The sequence below is a fragment of the Methylobacterium longum genome, from assembly GCF_022179385.1.
Classification (GTDB): Bacteria; Pseudomonadota; Alphaproteobacteria; order Rhizobiales; family Beijerinckiaceae; genus Methylobacterium; species Methylobacterium longum.
In genome coordinates this window covers 69,375-88,223 of the sequence record NZ_BPQS01000022.1, presented here as the reverse complement: position 1 = coordinate 88,223, position 18,849 = coordinate 69,375, and the positions used below count along the sequence as shown (strand labels likewise).

Below are 18,849 nucleotides of genomic sequence, written 5' to 3'. Positions count from 1 at the left end.
CCAGGGGGAAGAGGAACCCGCGCGACAACCCGCGCGGCCAAGATATCGCGGATCCCGTTGCGCGATGCCGCCGCACGGCCGAAACCTCGGAGGAGTCCTCGGCTATCGACGCGGGGCCCGGAACCGGCCCGGACGGCCGACGCCGCATCGCAGGATCGGCTTCAGGACCGGCGAGTCCCGGCCAGGCACACGCTCAATGGCGGAAGTGGCGGTGGCCGGTGAACACCATGGCGAGCCCCGCCGCGTCGGCGGCGGCGATCACGTCCGCGTCGCGAAGCGAGCCGCCGGGCTGAATGATGGCCGTGGCGCCCGCTTCGGCGGCGGTCATCAAGCCGTCCGCGAAGGGGAAGAAGGCGTCAGATGCCACGACCGATCCGATCGCGAGGCTCTCCGACAGACCGAGCCGCTTGGCGCCCTCGGCCGCCTTCCAGGCGGCGATGCGCGAGGAATCGACCCGGGACATCTGTCCCGCCCCGATTCCGACGGTTGCGCCCTTCTTCGCGTACACGATGGCATTCGACTTCACGTGCTTGGCGACCCGGTAGGCGAACCGGAGGTCGACCAGTTCCGCGTCGCTCGGCGCGCGGCGGGTCACGACCTTGAACGGCATGTCGTCGACGACCGCCGCGTCCCGGCCCTGGACCAGCAGGCCGCCCGCGAGGGTCCGCACGGTCTCGCCCGGCGCGCGCGGATCGGGCAGGCCGCCGGCCAGCAGGAGCCGCAGGTTCTTCTTGGCCGCGATGATCGCCGCCGCCTCGGGCGTCGCGTCGGGGGCGATGATCACCTCGGTGAGGATCTCGACGATCTTGCGCGCCGCCTCGGCGTCCAGCGTCCGGTTGAGCGCCACGATGCCGCCGAAGGCGGAGGTCGGGTCGCAGCTGAGCGCCCGCTCGTAGGCCTCGAGCAGGCTCGCACCCTCGGCGACGCCGCAGGGATTGGCGTGCTTGATGATGGCGACCGCTGCCGTCCGCTCGGCGTCGAACTCGGCCACGCACTCGTAGGCCGCGTCGGTGTCGTTGAAATTGTTGTAGGACAGCTCCTTGCCCTGGAGCTGGCGGGCCGTCGCCACACCCGGCCGCACCCGCCCCGGCGCCCTGTAGAAGGCGGCCGTCTGGTGGGGGTTCTCGCCGTAGCGCAGCCCCTGCGCCAGGGTGCCGCCGAAGGCGCGGAACAGGGCCGGCTCGTCGGCGCCGAAGCGGCCGGCCATCCAGTTGGCGATGGCGGCGTCGTAGGCCGCCGTGCGGGCGAAGGCCTTCTGCGCCAGCTTGCGGCGCTGGTCGGCGCCGATAGCGCCGTCATGGGCCTCCAGCGCGGCGAGCACGCCGGCGTAATCCGACACGTCGGTCACCACGGCCACGTCCGCGTGATTCTTGGCTGCCGCGCGGATCATCGCCGGCCCGCCGACATCGATGTTCTCGATGCAGTCGGCATCCGGCCTGTCGGCCGCGATGGTGGCCTCGAACGGGTAGAGGTTCACCACCAGCAGGTCGATCGCCCCGATCCCATGCGCGGCGAGGGCCGCCTGGTGCTCGGGATTGTCGCGGATGGCCAGCAGGCCGCCATGCACCGCCGGGTGCAGGGTCTTCACCCGGCCGTCCATCATCTCGGGGAAGCCCGTCAGGTCGGCGACCTCCGTCACCGGCAGCCCGGCCTCCTTCAGGGCCCGGTGGGTGCCGCCCGTCGAGACCAGCGCGATGCCGCGGGCGTGCAACGCCCGGGCGAAGTCGACGAGGCCGGTCTTGTCCGAGACCGAGAGGAGGGCGCGGGAGACCCGCACCTGATCGTGCGCCATGGATTCGTGCCGAAATTCGAGATCTTCGGGCGCGGTAGCATGGAAACGGGGAACCGGGCCAGCGGGTCCGGTCAGGCCGGCGCCACGCCCCGCAGCGGCGCGGCTGCCAGCCGCTCGAAGCTCCAGCGCACCTCGACGTCTTCGGAGACGCGCAGGTGGAGCACGATCTGGTCGGTGCGGCGCGGTCCGGTCAGACCCGAGAAGTACACGCTCTCCTCCAGTCCGATCTCGGCATTCTCCGCACGGAAGGTCCAGATCTCGCCCAGGGCCGAGGCCAGTTCGAGCCCCTCCGGAACGCCCCGCACGGCGATGCCGGGATGCAGGTGGAAGCGGATCGCCACGTCGTGGCCGCGCATCCGCCCGCGGCCGGTCCCCTTGCCCTGGCGCAGGAAGGCATCCCGCCCTTCGAGCCGGGCGGCGGCGGCGAAGAGCTGCCAGCGGCGCTCGTGCACGATGCCGAATTCCGGACCGTAGCCGTTGTGCCGGGCGGCCAGCACGACGCTGTCGTTGTCCTCGGCCCGCTCGGCCGCGACCGACAACGGACCGCTCAGCACCACGGACCCGCGCCGCCGGATCAGCCAGTCGGCGAGCTGGCGCTCGCCCCACCACCCGGTGCGGGTCAGAAACCGGCAGGAGGACGCGTTCGCCACGGTGGCGGTGGAATGCGCGGGCGTCGAGCGCGCGAGGAGACGCAGGTCCGGCCCGCTCGCCGGCAGGCCGCAATTGACCACGATGCGCTGGGGTCCGCTCGACATCTCGAAGGCCAGGCAGCCGGCCCCCGCGTTCAGCGAGTAGGGCAGCGGCGGACTCGCGCCGACATCGGCGACGATCACCACGCGACCGCCTTCCAGGCGCTCGTAGCCCGAATTCGGCGCGTGCATCAGCGGCCGGGCGAGCGCGCCGTCGTAGACGAGCAGCGTCGCGAGGTGGTCGGCGTCGGTGGCGCCCATGCCGTTGAAGTGGCTGAGCGAGGCGTCCGGGTGCCGCAGCAGCCGCAGCAGCGGCAGCATCCGGTCGATGGCCCGCAGCAGGGCCATCGGCGGCTCGACGCTGCGGCTGAGATAGCTCTGCCGCAGAGGCAGCAGATCGAGCAGCAGTTCCATGGCGAAGCGCGGGTCGCGCGAGCGATGGCCGCCGTCGGTCAGGATCTGCCGGTCGAGTTCCCGCGACAGGATCCGGGTCGCGCGACGCAGGATCGGCTGAATTCCGTCGCAGCACAGACCGGCGTAGCAGAGCGCCACCGCGGCGTTCAGGCGCCATTGCGGCGGCACGCCGCGCCGGATGTCGCGCTCCAGTTGCTGCGCGTTGCGAGCGATCACCTTGAGGAAGTTCTGGTAGAAACCGTGGTCGGCTCCCTCCAGCACGAGGGGCGACTGGCACAGGAACGAAATCAGCCGCCGCGCCGCCACCGGCGTCTGGCGGGCGAGCGCCGGATCGCCCCGGCCGGCGATGAAATCCGCCACGAAGGCGCGGGCATTGGCGCGGGCCAGGGCCGTGTCGGCGGCGCGCAGGTGCCGCAGCCACCCGAAGCCGTAGAGCTCGTCGGCCCATTCCGACGAGGGCGCGGCGTAGTCGAAGGGCGAGCCCCCGCTCGCCGCCAACGAGCGGCCGGCGAAGACGAACAGGCCGGAATAGATGTCGTCCGCGAAGGTCGCGTCCGAGGTGCGCAGGTCCTGCGGGGCGATCACCAGCCCGGTCACCCGCATCCGGGCGAGGATGTCGGGCGGGGCGGTGAGGCTGGCGCCGACGGCACGGAACGACCGCGCCGCCTCGCGTCCGACGAGCCGATAGAAGCGCCAGCGGTCAGGGCCCCAAGCCACGCGATCTCCGAGCCACGCCGTTCTCACAAGGCCCCAAGGCCTCGAGCCCTCGCGCACGAGGATCGGCTGGCACCCGTTCTGTAAGGCTAGTGGGGGCCTCTTAACCGCCGGTTTACGTTATGTCATGCCCGACCCGGTAGAGGCGAAAGCGCGCCGTCCCGGGCGGCGGCGGGGTCATCACGGGTCGCGTCGCCGTCGGAAAAACTCGGACCGATGCGCCCTAGCCGGGCGCCAGCGCCGCCGAGAACGCCCGCAGGTTGCTCCGCATCATGTCGAGAAAAGTCGGGGCCGGCCCGTCCGGCCGCGACAGGGCATCGGAGAAGACCTTGCCGCCGATGCGGGCCCCGCTCTCACGGGCGATCAGTGCCATCTGACGCGGGTCGCTGATGTTCTCCAGGAACACCGCGGGGACGCGGTCCCGGCGGATCTGCCGGATGATCGCCGCCACGTCCCGGGGGCTGGCCTCGCTGTCGGTCGACACACCCTGGGGGGCGACGAAGCGCAGGCCGTAGGCCGACGCGAAATACCCGAAAGCGTCGTGGCTCGTGATGATCCGCCGCCGCTCCGCCGGGATGCAGTCGATCGCCGCGCGCACATCCCGCTCCAGGTCATCGAGCTTGGCGAGGTAGCCGGCAGCGGCAGCCCGGTAGGCCTCGGCGTGGCCGGGATCCACCTTGGCGAGCCCGTCCCGGATGTTGGCCACGTAGATCCGGACGTTGGCGAGGTCCTGCCACGCATGCGGGTCGACGGCGTGGTCGCCGTGATCCTGTCCCGCGTGATCCATGCCGCCGTGATCCATGCCGCCGTGATCATGGTCGCCGTGGCCGCCTTCGGCGGGGATCGGCTTCACGCCCGCGGAGGCCACCACCACCGGCGCGCGGGTACCGGAGGCACGGATCAGCCGGTCCAGCCAGCCCTCCAGGCCCAGGCCGTTGACGAACACGATGTCGGCTTCGGCGAGCTTGCGGGCATCGGCGGGCGACGGGCTGAAACCGTGGGCATCGGAATCCGGCCCGACCAGCGTCGTCACCGCCACCTGCGCGCCGCCGACCTGCCGGATGAGATCGCCGAGGATCGAGAAGCTCGCCACCACCCGGACCGGCGCGCCCTCCCCCGCGGCCCGGGCCGGCCCTGCGAGGCCCAGCCACAGGGACAGGATCGCGAGCCCCGCCATCCGCCATGTTCTCGCTGCGCGCCGCACCGTTCGCCTCCCGCTCCATCCCGTCCCGCTGACCTAATGTAACATTGTTACATACACAAGCGGGATACATCGCCGGCGCCAGATGGAGAGCCTGGGGCGACCGTCGGAGTCCGTTGCGGCGACGGCGCCCCGAGCGTGAGACGGAGGTTTCCATGTCCCGACGTTTGAGAGCGGCGTTCCTCGTCACCGGTGCCCTCGGCCTGGGTCTCGCGGGCGCCGCCGCCGCGCGCGAGCCAGGATCCGAGGGCTTTCGCGGCCACGGGCGCTGGAGCGCGCTGAGCCCCGAGGATCGCGCGGCCTTCACGGATGCGCGCATCGCCGCCCTCCATGCCGGCCTGAAGCTCACCGGCGACCAGGAGAAGCTGTGGCCGCCGGTGGAGACGGCGATCCGCGACATGGCCAAGCTGCGCCAGCAGCGCCGTGAGGCGATGCGCGACCGCCCCAGATTCGGCGACGATGCCCCCGCCGCCCTGCGGGCGATGGCGGATGCCGCGACCGCGCGCGGCGAGGCCCTGCGCAAGCTCGCCGACGCGTCGCAGCCGCTCTATGCCAGCCTGGACGTTGACCAGAAGCGGCGCGCCATGATCCTCGCGCGGCCAATGGGCGGGCCCCAGCACGGCGGCTGGCGCCGCGGCCACGACGACGCCAGCGGGCCGCGCGGCGAGGACCGCTGACCAAAAGCCTTGATCCGCGGCGGCGGCGGCGGCACACCGCTGCCGCCGCGCATCCTGCTCGGACGGCGGCACGGATCCGACCCGGTAGGTCTCATGGCGCGCCTCCCCGGCGACACGGCTCCCCTCCTCGCCCGGCTCTGGCGCACCTGGCTGTACCCGCACCGGGCCACCCTCGCGGTGGTGCTGGCGCTGGTCGCGCTCGTTGGCGCCTCGACCGGGCTCTACCCGGCGCTGATCAAGGCGGCCTTCGACGCCTTCGACCGCAAGGATGCGGCGGCGATCGCCTATGGGCCGCTGGTGGTGATCGTCGTCACGGCCACGCGGGGCTTCGCCCTCTATGGCCAGACGGTGCTGACCAACCGGGTGGTCACCCGGGTCGAGGCCGACATGCAGGCGGCGCTCTACGGGCACCTGATCGACTCCGACCTCGCCCAGCTCGGCCGCGAGAGCCCGGCGGCGCTGACTCAGCGCTTCACCACCGACTTCGCCTTCATCAAGGAGGCGCTGACCCGCATCTCGACAGTGCTGCTGCGCGACATCGCCATGCTGATCGGCCTCGTGGCGGCGCTGATCTGGATGGATCCGGTGCTGACCCTGGTGGCCGGCGTGACGGTGCCGTTCGTGGCCGGCCCGATCGGGCGGATCGGCAAGAAGCTCCGGCGGGTCTCGACCTCGACGCAGGAGCAGATGGGCGCCACCGCCAGCCTGATCTCCGAGAGCCTCCAGGGCGCCCGCGTCGCCAAGACCTACGCGATGGAAGCCTACCTCAAGGGCCGTGCCGCCGCGGCCCTCGACGAGGTGCGCCGCCTCAAGATGAAGGCCGCCAACGCGCGCGGGCGCCTCGACCCGCTCCTGGAGATCGGCGGGGGCATCGCGGTGGCCGGCGTGCTGGTGCTCGTCGGTCAGCGGGTACTGGCCGGCGAGAAGACGGTCGGCGACTTCACCGGCTACGTGGCGGCGCTCCTGCTGGCGGCACAGCCGGCCCGGGCGCTGGGGAACCTCAACGCCATCCTGCAGGAGGCCGCCGCCGCGCTGCGGCGCTACTTCGACGTGATGGACGAGGCGCCGGCCATCCGCGAGGCGCCCGGCGCCCGCCCGCTGACGGTGACCGCCGGGGCGATCGGGTTCTCGGGCGTCCACTTCCGCTACCGTCCGGACGCGCCCGCCCTGGAGGGGATCGACCTCGCGGCCCCCGCGGGCTCGGTGACGGCCCTCGTCGGGCGCTCGGGATCCGGGAAATCCTCGCTGCTCAACCTCGTCCCCAGGCTCTACGACGTGACCGGCGGCGCCGTGACCATCGACGGCCAGGACGTCCGAGCGGTGACCCTGGACTCCCTGCGCGCCGCGGTGGCCGTGGTCTCGCAGGAGGTGGTCCTCTTCGACGACACGATCGCGGCCAATATCGGGTTCGGCCGGCCCGGCGCCGCGCGGTCGGAGATCGAGGCGGCCGCCCAGGCCGCGGCGGCCCACGCCTTCGTCACCGCCCTGCCCGAAGGCTACGACTTCCGCGTCGGCCCGGCAGGCGGCCGGCTCTCCGGCGGCGAGCGGCAGCGGGTGGCGCTCGCCCGCGCCTTCCTCAAGGATGCGCCGATCCTGCTCCTCGACGAGGCGACCTCGGCCCTCGATTCCGAGTCGGAGCGGCTGGTCCAGGAGGCGCTGTCCCGGCTGATGCGGGGCCGCACCACCCTGGTCATCGCCCATCGCCTGTCGACGGTGCGCGACGCCGACCGGATCGCCGTGATGGACGCGGGGCGCGTCGTCGAGACCGGGCGGCACGACGATCTGATCGCCGCCGGTGGGGCCTACGCGCGCCTGCACCGGCTTCAGCTGTCGGAGATCGCCACGACGGAGTGACGCGCACGCGCGGCGACACCATCATGCGCCGGCTCCGTAGATTCGCGCGCCGGAGCGCGCCATAAGAACCTCAGCCGATGAGGACCACACCGTGAGCGACCTGACGTTCGAGATCAAAAGTCATCCCGCCCCCCGGACCGCCGAAGAGCGGGCCGGGCTGATGGCGAATCCCGGCTTCGGCAAGGTGTTCACCGACCATATGGTGGTGGCGCGCTACTCGGCCGGCCGCGGCTGGTACGACGCGCGGATCCAGGCGCGCGAGGCGATCCCGCTCGATCCCGCGGCCGCGGTGCTGCACTACGCGCAGGAGATCTTTGAGGGGCTGAAGGCCTACCGGACCGCCGATGGCGGGGCCGCCCTGTTCCGGCCCGAGGCCAATGCCCGGCGCTTCCGCCGCTCGGCTGAGCGCATGGCGATGGCGCCGTTCCCTGAGGACGCCTTCGTGGAGGCGATGCGCAAGCTCGTCGAGATCGACCGCGCCTGGATCCCCGACACCCCCGATGGTAGCCTCTACCTGCGGCCCTTCATGATCGCCAGCGAGGCGTTCCTCGGGGTCAAGCCGGCGTCGGAATACCTGTTCGTGACGATCGCCTCGGCGGTGGGCTCGTACTTCAAGGATCCGACCGGCACCGTCACGGTCTGGATCTCGGAGCACTTCACCCGCGCGGCACCGGGCGGCACCGGAGCGGCCAAGTGCGGCGGCAACTACGCCGCGAGCCTCGCGGCGCAGTCGGAGGCCGCCGCCCAGGCCTGCGAGCAGGTCGTCTTCCTCGACGCGGCCGAGCGCCGCTTCATCGAGGAACTCGGCGGCATGAACGTGTTCTTCGTCTTCGAGGACGGCACCCTGGTCACGCCTCCGCTCTCGGACAGCATCCTGCCCGGCATCACCCGCGATTCGGTGCTGACGCTGGCGCGGGAGGCCGGTCTGACCGTGAAGGAGGAGCCCTACACGATCGACGCGTGGCGGGCCGACGTCCGGGAAGGCCGTCTGACCGAGGCCTTCGCCTGCGGAACCGCCGCGGTGATCACGCCGATCGGCACCGTGAAGGGCCGGGAGGAGAGCTTCACCATCGGGACCGGCAAGGCCGGGCCCGTGGCCCAGCGGCTGCGGAGCCTGCTGGTGGACATCCAGCGGGGCAACACCCATGACGCCCATGGCTGGTTCCAGAAGATCTTCTAGGACCTCTCGCCGGCTCGCAACGAAGGGGCGGGCGTCGGGCCTGCCCGGCGCGCGCGCCGGATCTTCCACGCGCGTCCCTTCCTCCCGCCGCGGAGCGCGGTGGCCCCTGCGTCGGGAGGGGGCGCGGCGGGGCGAGGTCTCGGCCCGACACCCTCCGGGAGCCACCCCGCCCGGCAGAGGGGGAAGGGAGACGCGACCATGATGGATGCGGTCGCCCATCAATCCGAACCCCCGATCGGGCCCTGGAACCCGGGCGTCCGGTCCGACCTGCCCTCCGCCTTCCTGCCGCTCGTCACCGTCTACCGGCCAGAGCACGTCGAGACGCCGCTCCGCGACGCCCTGGACCTCAGCGACCTCTGCGGGCTGCCGGCCCGCCAGCTCACCCGCTTCCGGCCCGGCCGCCTCGTCGTCCACGAGGTCCTGATCCGGGTCATGTCGGACCTGTCCGTGCCGGTCGGTGCGGTCTACGCGGATCTCGGGGTGAACTTCCGGGCCATCGTCGCCACGATCCTGCGCGAGGGCGTCGAGCCTCGCCTCGGCGAGGTCGAGGCCGCCCTCGCCGGGATCCGCGCCGAGGCCGATGCGGTGCTCGCCCGCGAGATCGCCGCCATCCTGGACGAGCGGCCGGCGGCGGCGCCACCCGAGGCGCGCTGGCTCGACCGTCTCCTCGGACGCCGCCCGCCGGCGGCCGAAGCCCCGCGGGAGGATCTCGCCACGCGGGCACTGCGCCATCTCGAAACCTGGCAGCGCCGCGCCGCCGAATCCGGCGACGGCCTGGAGATCGCCGCCTGCGAGGCCCTGCGCACGGTGGTGTCCGGCCTCATCGCCCGTCAGAACGCCGTCATCCGCGACGCGGCCCTCCTGCGTGCCCTCGCGGGGACGCTGGTCTCGAACGGCTACGGCAGCCGCCGGATCGGCGAGCAGATCGAGCCCTGGATCGCCGCGGTGGTCGACGCCCGCGGCTACCGCCGCCTTGCGCCGCAGGACCATCCGGTCGTGATGAACGTCAAGGGCGCCTCGGCCTCCGGCAAGAGCACGATCCGCCCCTACCAGCTCGGCCTTGCCCGGCGCCTCGGCATGGCGTGGTCCGACTTCGCGGTGATCACCCCCGATGTCTGGCGCAAGTATCTCCTCGACTACGACAGCCTCGGGCCGGCCGCCCGCTACGCCGGAACGCTGACGGGCTACGAGGTCGAGATCGTCGACATGAAGCTCGACCGCTACGTCACCCGCAAGGCGGCCGAGCGCCGGATCTCGAACCTGCTCATCGACCGTTTCCGGTTCGACAGCTTCCAGGCCGAGGCCGGCTCCGACGGCGGCGGCCAGCTGCTCACCCGGTTCGGCGACCGGGTCTACATGCAATTCATGGTCACGCCTCCGGCCGACACCGTGGAGCGGGCCTGGAAGCGCGGCGAATTGTTCGGGCGCTACAAGGCCGTCGAGGACCTGCTGGCCCACAACGTCGAGGCCTATACCGGCATGCCGCGCCTGTTCTTCAACTGGGCGCTCGCCCGCGACAAGCAGGTGGTGTGCGAGTTCCTCGACAACAGCGTGCCGCTCGACCAGCGCCCTCGCACCATCGCGTTCTGGGCGGACGGGATCCTCAACATCCTCGACGTGAAGGGGCTGATCGACATCGACCGCTTCCGCAAGGTCGACATCTTCGCCCGCGGGCCCGATGCGGTCTTCAAAGGGGCGGACCTGTCGGCGGCCGCCAATACCGGGTTCCTGCACGCCTGCGTCCGGCGGATGGCGGCCGTCCGCTTCGTGCAGGCCGAGACCGGCCGGGCGATCCTGCGGCTCGACCGGGGACGGATCACCGCACTCGACCGCGACGCCCTCGCCGCGGTGGAGGATGGGCCGGAATGGGCGGCGGTGCGCACGCTGATCGGCATTCCGGTCGATCCGGCGGACGTCGCCGCCCTCGACGAGACCCTGAGCCCCGCCGATCAGCCGACGCTGGGCGCCTGGGGGCCCGGAAGGGGCCTCGCCGCGGACTGAGCGGATCGCGCCGGGAGGACCGGCTTTCGCCGGGCCGGGCCGGCCTCGAACGGGCGTTTCACCGCGCCCGGATACGCCCGCGGCCGCGTTCACCTGCGCGCCGACGCTTGACACATCCGATGTTGCTGCACGCGATATCGCGGACCGTACAAACCACGCGCGGCCTGACGCTTCGTCAGGCCGGCGGTTTCTCAGACGGGATGATGGAATTCGGCATGGCAGACGAGCAGAACGCGACGCGGCTGAAATGCGCCCTGGTGGTGCGCGGCGCCTTCGACGCCCAGGTGGTGCCGGCCTTCGAGGCGTCGGGAGCCCGGGCGGCCATCCATTGGGCGCCGACCACCGTCATCATGAAAGCCCTGGAAGCGGGCGAGACCGCCGACGCGGTGCTGGTTCTGTCGGACGCCATGGACCGGCTGGTCGCGGAGGGCCGCGTCGAGCCGGAGACTCGGATCGACGCGGTGCGCTCCCGCTACGGCATCGCCGTGAAGGCCGGGGCGCCGCATCCGGACATCACGACCGTCGAGGCGCTGAAGCGCACCCTCACGGAGGCGCGCTCCGTGGCCTATTCACGCGCAGGCGCCAGCGGCATCTACTTCGCCGGGCTCCTCCCGCGGCTCGGCCTCGCCGAGGCCGTCAACGCGCGGGCGACCATCATTCCCCAGGGCTTCACCGCGGAGAAACTCGTCTCCGGCGAGGCCGACATCGCGGTCCAGCAGATCAGCGAACTGATGGTGGTGCCGGGCATCGAGGTGGTCGGGCCCTTCCCCGAGCCGGTGCAGGAGGTGACGACCTTCGCGGCGGCGATCCTGCGCGGCGCGACCGACCGCGCCGGGGCAGCCCGCTTCCTGGCCGGCCTGACGACGCCGGAGGCCGCCGCGGCGTACCGCGCGAGCGGTCTGGAACCGGCGTTCTGACCCGTCATCCGATGGGGAGGGCCGGATCCGCTTCGACCTCCCCAGCGCGGCGAAGCGACCTGCGGCGGCGCGGCGCGCGGCCTCCGGCGCCGCCCGTCCGACCGCGCGATATCGTGCCGCTGACGGTCCACGCGGGCATCGCGACCGCAAAAAAGTCCTTATGCTCGTGCTGTCCGGACGCCCAATCCCGTCCGACCGGATCGCCCCCTTCATGCTGAAGACAGCCTTCGTTGCCGCCCGCGACCGTCAGCGGCTGTCGGAGATCGCGACGATCCTCATCGGCTTCGGCGTCACGCGCGTCGTGGACCGGCTCGGCCTGCGCTACCTGCCGCTGCTGCCGCGGCGCCAGCCCCGGGTCGACGTCACCCGCCTGTCCGAGCCCGAGCGGCTCCGCCGGGCGATCGAGGCGCTCGGACCGACCTTCATCAAGTTCGGGCAGGTGCTGGCGAGCCGGCCGGACCTGCTGTCCCCGGCCTGGACCGAGGAACTGCAGAAGCTCCACAGCCAGGTCGTGCCGGTGTCGTGGGAGCAGATCGGCCCGCAGCTGGAGCTGGATCTCGGCGCGTCGCCCAACGAGGTCTTCGCCGAGTTCAACACGGACCCGATCGCCTCGGCATCGATCGCCCAGGTCTACCGGGCGCGGCTGCACACCGGCGAGGACGTGATCGTCAAGGTCCTGCGTCCGAACCTGCGCAAGATCATCGAGGCGGACCTGCGCCTCATGGCCCACGGTGCCCGCATCGTCGAGAACGAGTGGCCCGACATGGCCCGCTACCAGCCGCGGGAGCAGATGCGCCACCTCGCGGAGGGGCTGAACGGCGAGCTCGACCTCCTCAACGAGGCGCGCAACTGCGAGCTGCTCGCCCAGATCTTCGAGGACCGCGACGACATCGTCTTCCCGAAGATCCACTGGGAGTACTGCTCCGAGCGGGTGCTGGTGCAGGATTTCATCCACGGCATCCCGCCCAACGACGAGGCGGCCCTGCGCGCGGCCGGGGTGGACAAGAAGCTGCTCGCCCAGAAGGGCACCGACGCGTTCCTGCAGATGGCGCTGATCGAGGGCGTGTTCCACGCCGATCCGCATCCCGGCAACATGCTGGCGATGCCCGGCAACCGGATCGGCTTCATCGATTTCGGCATCATCGGTCGCCTGTCGCAGCGGCGACGCTCACAGCTCCTCGTGCTGATCGGTGCGATGCTCAAGCAGGACGCGGACGGCCTGATGGCCGTGCTCCTCGACTGGACCGGCACCAGCAACCCCGACCTGACCCGCCTTCAGGTCTCGGCCCAGTCCTTCGTGGAGAGTCACTCCTCGATCCCGCTGAATCTCGGGCTGGTGCTGACCGACTTCATGAACATGGCCCGCGAGAACGACCTCGCCATGCCCACCGATCTCGCCATCCTGTTCAAGGGGCTGGTGACCGCCGACGGCGTCATGCGCCACCTCGACCCGAGTTTCGACCTGTTCGCCGCCGCCGGTCCCACGGTCCGGGCCAGCATGCAGACGCAGTTCTCGCTCTCCGCCCTCAAGCAGAAGGCCGAGGCCCTGGGCGTGGGCCTCTACGGCGCGGCGTCCGAGCTGCCGACCCTGATCCACCTGATGCTGGTGCGGCTGAAGCAGGGCCGCGTCACCGTCGAGATCGAGATCAAGGGCCTCGACAAGGTCACCCGCGGCATTGAGCGCGCCGCCGCGCGCGTCGCCGTGGCGCTGGTCGTGGCCGCCTTCGCGACCCAGCTCGCGCCGCGGCTGATCGACCTCGGCACGCCGGTCTTCGTCTCGATCGGATTGATTATCTTCGTGCTCGGGATCGGCTGGCTCGTGCTGCTGATGAGAAACAAGTAGCCGGTTCGGTCACGAACTCGACAGAGCTTGGACCGTCTCGCGGGCCGGCAAATACGGAGATCGATTGACGATCCCCTCCGCCGTGCTAGCGTGAGACATCCAACGAGTCGCCCGGTCGCGGGCGGGGCGTGCCACCAGAAGCGGTTCAAGCCGCCGGTGACGCCCGGCTTCCGACATGCCGTCGCCGTCCCGCGCGATCGGTGGACCTCCAGCCGGGCGCCGCGCATGGGCGCACCGCCGGCAGACGAGGGGGCGGGCGATGGATGCGGGCCTCGTGTTGCCGGGGATGGACGGGGCGGACCTGCGCCTCGACATCCTGGAATCGGAGAACAGGCGCCTGCGCGCGCTGCTCGCGCAGGCCACCGCGCAGGCGGACCGGGAGCGTCAGCGCAGCCGGCGGCTCGGCCGCATCGTCGAGGCCGCGAGCCGCGTCGAGGCCGGCCGTCTCGCCGAGCGGGCCGAGGATCCCGTCCGGCGGCGCGACGGCGCGCAGCCCGGCCGCGGCACCGCCAGTGACTACCTGGAGTTGCTCGACCGCGGTGGCCGCCTGATCACGGCCAGCGCCGGCGGCCCGGCCCTGTTCGGGGCGCCTGACGAGGCGGAGGTGATCGGCCGCCCGTGGATCGACGTCTGGACCCGCGCGGAGGACCGCGCCGTGGTCGTCGAGGCCCTGGACCGGGCGCGGACGGGCGGGACGAGCCGGTTCCAGGCCCAGCTTGAGACCGGCGGCACGGTGCGGTGGTGGGACGTGGCCGTGACGCCGATCGGCGCGCCCCCCGGCTGCTCCGAACGCATCCTCGCCGTATCGCGCGACATCACCGAGTTGAAGCTGACCGAGGCGCGGCAGACCCTGCTCATGCAGGAACTGGCCCACCGGATGAAGAACACTCTGGCCCTGGTCCAGGCCGTGGCGGCCCAGACCATGCGCACGGCGCCGTCGCTGGAAGCCGCCGGCGATGCCCTGGCCGCCCGGCTGCTCGCCCTGGCCCAAGCCCACGACGTGCTTCTCCAGGGTTCCTTCGCCCGGGCGTCCCTGCCGGCCCTGGTGGCGGGTGCGGTCGCCCTGCACGGGGACGGCGTGGCGGACCGGTTCCAGGTCGCGGGCCCCGAACTGACCCTCGGACCGCGCCACGGCATGACGCTGGCGCTCATGCTGCACGAACTCGGCACGAACGCCGCCAAGTACGGCGCGCTCTCGGTCGCCGCCGGACAGGTCGGCATCAGCTGGGACGTCTCGGAGGCGGATGGCGGCCTGGTGCTGGGGTTCCGGTGGGTGGAGACCGGCGGACCGCCGGTGACCCCGCCGACCCGCACAGGCTTCGGCACCCGCCTGATCGCCCGCAGCCTCGCGCATGGCTTCGGGGGCACCGCACATCTCACCTATCCGCCGACCGGAGCGGTGCTGACGTTCGTGGCCCCCCTCGACGCGGTGACGATGGGGTGAGGTGGGGGTGAGCGAGTGTCCGGCGCCGTCAGGAGGCGCGCGTGACGGCGCGGACGGTTCAGTCGCCTTCGGACCGGCCCACCCGCTCCCTACGTGCATCCGGGATCCGCCGGATACGCGCGGGCTACACCCGCAGGCCGGATACCGGTCGCGCCGGTGGGGCCCCCGCGCCGCTCGACGTCACGGCACCGCGGGCAGATGCATCTCCTTGCGGAAGCTCTTGTCGAAGGCACCCGCCGGCACGAACCTGCGCAGCAGGCTGATCTGCCGCGCCTTGGATCCGGCGGTGTAGCGGCGCTTCGGCGCCGCCGCCGTCGCCGCAGTCAGGACGACGGTCGCCACGACTTCGGGCGCATCCGCGGTCTTCATGGCCGCGCTGATGAAGTGGTCCCTCCCGGCGCGTTCGAGGTCGTACACGTCGAGCTGCGTGTCGGACCGGACCAAGTTCCGGTCGAAAGCCGTGCGCGTGAAGGCCGGTTCGACGAGCACGACCCGGATGCCCTGACCGCGGACCTCGTGGTCCAGCGATTCGGAGTAGCCTTCGACCGCATGTTTGCTGGCGCCGTACAGGGCCATGTACGGCGCCGGGATCAGGCCCATCACCGAACTGATGTTGACGATGCGGCCATTCTCCTGGGCTCGCATGATCGGCAGGACGGCGCGGATCGTCCGGATGATGCCGAACACGTTGACGTCGAACATGGCCTGAGCCTGCGCGATGGAGGATTCCTCGGCGGCACCGCTGATGCCGAAGCCGGCGTTGTTGACCAGCAGGTCGATGCGGCCCGTCTCACCGAAGACGGTCTCGATCATGGCGGCGACGGACGCGTCGTCGGTGACGTCGCAGGCGAGCATCCGGATAGCGGCGTCCGCGGCGGGGACGGGCTTCCGGCTCGTCCCGAACACGCGGTAGCCGGCGGCCCGGAGGGCCCTGGCGGTTTCGAGTCCGATGCCAGAGGACGCTCCGGTCACGATGGCGGTTTTGCTGGATGTCTGGTTCACGATGTTCTTCTCCGCGGCGGCGGTTCAGAAGGTCGACCCGCCAAAATAGATTATATATGTAATTTAACCTGACAAGCGGAAACGGCGTTGGTCTGGTGGCTCGGTGCGTTGGCGCACCGGGCTGGACAGGATGCCCCTCGGTGGCACCTCGGTGGAGACGTCTGAGCTTCGAACGCGAAGGCGACGGCGTATCATGCCGCCCGTTGCCGGGTTGACCCGGTTCCCGGGATAGGGCCTTCGGCTTCCTGTCGGCATCGCGTCGTCACGACGCCACGCGTCAGGTCGTGCGCACCGGCTCCGGTCCGGACGACCCGACCGGGCGTTCGAGGCCCGCTCCCGACGCGAGGGTCCGGGACGCAACTAGCATCCCGGGGGCAGCCTTGATCAGGATCATCCTGCCCGCCGCGAAGGCCGTCGCGTTGACGAGGCCCATGGTGACGAACCCGGCCGCCAGAGCAGCGAACATCCCCGGCAGACCGAGACCGAGCGATGCCGCGACCCAGGCTCCTCCCAGCGCCACGCCCATCCGGAGAAGGCTCGCGGTGAGCGGCCAGCCGACGCGACCGGCACCTTGGGCGGCGAAGTAGAGAGCGAGGCCAGCCCCGAAAAACCCGTAGAACGGCCCGACGATGCGGAGGTAGGAGGCGCCCGTGGCGCGCATCGCCGGATCGCCCCCGAACAGGCCGAGCCACGCGGCCGGGTACAGGGCGGCCGCGAGGCCGATGGCCTCCGTCAGGACGCCGGCGGCGATGGCCCCGGTCAGGGCGGCCTGTCGGGCGCGCGCGTGATCCCCGGCGCCGAGGGCGGTGCCGACGAGGGCGGCGATCGGCGAGCCGAGACCGAACACGAGGGGGACCAGGAGATATTCCAGCCGCGTGCCGGTGCCGTATCCCGCGAGGGCCGCCGGCCCCGCCGTCCCGACGAAGCCGGTCGCCGCGATGACCGTGACGTTCGAGGTCATGCTGGCGATGCCCGACAGCAGACCGATGCGGAGGATCTCGCGGGACGGCGTCCAGGCCAGCCGAGGCAGACCCCGGCTCGGGTGCAGCACGCCGCGACCGGACCAGATATAGGCGGCGAAGACGGCGGAGCCGGCGGCGTAGTAGCCCGCGAAGGCGACGCCTCCGCCCACCACCCCGAGCTTCGGGAACGGCCCCCAGCCGAAGATCAGCGCGGGCGAGAGCGGGATCAGCACGAGCGCCCCGACGCAGGTGACGCCGGCCGGGAGCGCCATGTTGCCGGTACCGCGGATCACCGCCGAGAGTGCGTTGAACAGCCAGATCAGGATTGCCCCCCCGAAGACGACCTTCGCGTAGGCGGTCGCGGCCTCGAGCGAGCCACCGGTTCCACCCATCAGCGCGTAGAGGCCCGGTCCCAGGGGCAACGCGAGAAGACTGGTCACAACGCCAAGTCCGAGGCCGATGGCGGCGGCGTGCCAAGCGATAAGGCCGGCCTCCGCGAGCCGTCCGGCGCCCAGGTTGCGCGAGACCGCCGACTGGATGCCGCCGCCCATGCCGCCGGCCGAGAGCATCTGGACGAGCATCACCACCGGGAAGACGAGGGCCATGCCGGCCAAGGCGTCGGTCCCGAGCCCGGCGACGAAGTAGGTCTCGATCAGACCGATGGAAGTCTGGACGACCATCACCACGACGTTCGGCACGGCCATTCGGGCCAGGGTCGGCAGGAGGGGCGCCTCGAGCACGCGACGCGTTCGGATGTCCACGATGGGGGCCTCACGGCTTCATGGAATGGGGACGACGCCACGGCAGCGGTTGAAGGCCGCCGCCCCCCCTCCGCGCCTCAGGCGCGTCTCGTCCATGACGCAGGACGCGGAGACTGAGGCCGGACGACGCGGCCGGACTGAAGCGCCCGGCCAAATCAGCGGCGCTTGGGCGGTAAGGACCTGCGCCATCAGTCGACGGTAGGCGGCGTCCGGGCCCCGGGCCGATCGAACAGGAGGCAGGTCGTGCTCGCGGTCGCGACGAGGCGTCCGGACTCGTCGGTGATCCGGCCTTCGGCCACGGCTTGCTGCCGACCGGCGTGAACGACTTGCCCGACAGCCGTCAGAAGGCCGGACCTTTCGGTGGCCGCCCGCAGGAAATTCAATTGGAACTCGAGCGTCGTGTACGCGCGTCCCACCGGCAAGGTGGCGTGCACGGCACAGCCCATGACGCTGTCGAGGAGCGTGGCAAGGGACCCGCCATGGACGCAGCCCAGCGGGTTGAAGAGGTGCTCCGCGGCCGGCATGCGCATCGTCGCCGTACCCGGCTCGACCGACAGGAACTCGATCCCGAGCAGCTGGATCACGGGCGGAGACGGGATTTCTCCAGCTATGAGCGAGCGCAGGAAGTCGAGTCCCGCGAGGCTTTGACCCGGCACGGCGATGGACCGGGGATCGGCCCACGCGACGACCCTCCGTCGTGACGGCGCGTGCGTGCCCGAAACACCGTCGTCAGCCATCGAGGACCTCCGGGGGATTGCCAATCGCTGCGGGCACTCATCCGGGATCGATCGCAAACGTCGACCCGGATGGTCGTCGATTGATGTCGGCAATAATCTAAATAGATGTGTATGACAATCTAAAAGACGCGTGATCCAAAGCTCGGGACGGGTCGTGCCCCGCGTGGGGGCCTTCCTGAACCATGGCTGCCGTGCCGCAACTCTTGATGGGTCGGGGGGAGCCGGGCGACGCGCTATTCGGCGTCCGGCGACCGCAGATGAAAGCTCGGAGCGTCTCGTCCGCCATCGGCCGGTCTGGACATGAGCCCCAACGGATCCTCCGCGACCCGGATTTTGTCACCGAGGACCGTGTCGCCCGTGGGACCGGCGACATGTCGGAGGGGCTCGATCTTGGCAACGTCACCGCTGACCGTGACGCGGCTCAGGGCTCCACGGCCCTCCACCGTCCGAAATCCGCCCTCGAAGGCTCGCAATGCGTCCGGGAACTCCAGCGGGCCGGTGGTTCCAAGCTTGGTGACCCGACCGGCTGCCCCATCCTTGACGTCGACACGGAACAGCTCTGCGCCCATGGAGGCCCGCAGGCTTATAAATTACGAGATACATCTTTTAGAACGCCGGACGGGCCTCGATGCCGTTCGTGCCGAGACCGAGAGACCGGCAC

14 protein-coding genes are annotated in these 18,849 nt (G+C 71.3%); 7 read left to right on the top strand and 7 right to left on the bottom strand.

Annotation, left to right across the window (positions count from 1 at the left end):
- Positions 1-193: 193 nt before the first annotated feature.
- The 3 genes from purH to MFF58_RS18860 all read right to left on the bottom strand — a co-directional run bounded on the left by purH (position 194) and on the right by MFF58_RS18860 (position 4,786).
- Positions 194-1,792: a bifunctional phosphoribosylaminoimidazolecarboxamide formyltransferase/IMP cyclohydrolase gene (gene purH / locus MFF58_RS18870; protein ID WP_238290363.1), complete on the bottom strand. Its 1,599-nt coding sequence runs from the start codon at positions 1,790-1,792 to the stop codon at positions 194-196.
- Positions 1,793-1,863: 71 nt separating this feature from the next.
- Complete coding sequence (locus tag MFF58_RS18865; protein WP_238290362.1) at positions 1,864-3,612, bottom strand: heparinase II/III family protein; 1,749 nt, start codon at positions 3,610-3,612, stop codon at positions 1,864-1,866.
- Between the two features lie 220 nt (positions 3,613-3,832).
- Positions 3,833-4,786 (bottom strand): metal ABC transporter solute-binding protein, Zn/Mn family, encoded by a 954-nt coding sequence (locus tag MFF58_RS18860; protein WP_238290361.1) that lies wholly within the window; start codon positions 4,784-4,786, stop codon positions 3,833-3,835.
- Positions 4,787-4,965: 179 nt separating this feature from the next.
- On the opposite strand from MFF58_RS18860, the gene MFF58_RS18855 reads away from it, so the two are divergent.
- The 7 genes from MFF58_RS18855 to MFF58_RS18825 all read left to right on the top strand — a co-directional run bounded on the left by MFF58_RS18855 (position 4,966) and on the right by MFF58_RS18825 (position 14,726).
- A complete protein-coding gene (locus MFF58_RS18855) occupies positions 4,966-5,487 on the top strand; it encodes a Spy/CpxP family protein refolding chaperone (RefSeq protein ID WP_238290360.1) in 522 nt (173 codons plus the stop codon).
- Positions 5,488-5,580: 93 nt separating this feature from the next.
- Positions 5,581-7,341, top strand: coding sequence for an ABC transporter ATP-binding protein (locus tag MFF58_RS18850; RefSeq protein WP_238290359.1), 1,761 nt, complete (start codon positions 5,581-5,583; stop codon positions 7,339-7,341).
- A 91-nt stretch (positions 7,342-7,432) separates the two neighbouring features.
- Positions 7,433-8,521 carry a branched-chain amino acid aminotransferase gene (locus tag MFF58_RS18845; protein WP_238290358.1) on the top strand — a complete coding sequence of 363 codons (1,089 nt, stop codon included), beginning with the start codon at positions 7,433-7,435 and terminating at the stop codon, positions 8,519-8,521.
- Between the two features lie 198 nt (positions 8,522-8,719).
- On the top strand, positions 8,720-10,522 hold the full coding sequence (locus tag MFF58_RS18840) for a P-loop NTPase family protein (protein WP_238290357.1): 1,803 nt from the start codon (positions 8,720-8,722) through the stop codon (positions 10,520-10,522).
- 215 nt (positions 10,523-10,737) lie between these two features.
- Positions 10,738-11,439, top strand: coding sequence for a molybdate ABC transporter substrate-binding protein (locus tag MFF58_RS18835; RefSeq protein WP_238290356.1), 702 nt, complete (start codon positions 10,738-10,740; stop codon positions 11,437-11,439).
- 211 nt (positions 11,440-11,650) lie between these two features.
- Positions 11,651-13,282, top strand: coding sequence for an ABC1 kinase family protein (locus tag MFF58_RS18830; protein WP_238290355.1), 1,632 nt, complete (start codon positions 11,651-11,653; stop codon positions 13,280-13,282).
- A gap of 259 nt (positions 13,283-13,541) precedes the next feature.
- The gene (locus MFF58_RS18825; protein ID WP_238290353.1) at positions 13,542-14,726 is read left to right on the top strand and encodes a sensor histidine kinase; all 1,185 of its coding nucleotides are present in this window, start codon (positions 13,542-13,544) and stop codon (positions 14,724-14,726) included.
- Between the two features lie 180 nt (positions 14,727-14,906).
- Here the strand turns inward: MFF58_RS18825 and MFF58_RS18820 are convergent, their stop codons facing one another.
- From MFF58_RS18820 to MFF58_RS18805, 4 genes are all read right to left on the bottom strand, one after another.
- The gene (locus tag MFF58_RS18820) at positions 14,907-15,728 is read right to left on the bottom strand and encodes an oxidoreductase (RefSeq protein WP_238290351.1); all 822 of its coding nucleotides are present in this window, start codon (positions 15,726-15,728) and stop codon (positions 14,907-14,909) included.
- A 277-nt stretch (positions 15,729-16,005) separates the two neighbouring features.
- The gene (locus tag MFF58_RS18815; protein ID WP_238290348.1) at positions 16,006-17,451 is read right to left on the bottom strand and encodes an MATE family efflux transporter; all 1,446 of its coding nucleotides are present in this window, start codon (positions 17,449-17,451) and stop codon (positions 16,006-16,008) included.
- A 188-nt stretch (positions 17,452-17,639) separates the two neighbouring features.
- Positions 17,640-18,188 carry a PaaI family thioesterase gene (locus MFF58_RS18810; protein WP_238290347.1) on the bottom strand — a complete coding sequence of 183 codons (549 nt, stop codon included), beginning with the start codon at positions 18,186-18,188 and terminating at the stop codon, positions 17,640-17,642.
- A gap of 233 nt (positions 18,189-18,421) precedes the next feature.
- Positions 18,422-18,757, bottom strand: a complete 336-nt coding sequence (locus MFF58_RS18805; protein ID WP_238290346.1) for a hypothetical protein — start codon at positions 18,755-18,757, stop codon at positions 18,422-18,424.
- Positions 18,758-18,849 lie beyond the last annotated feature (92 nt).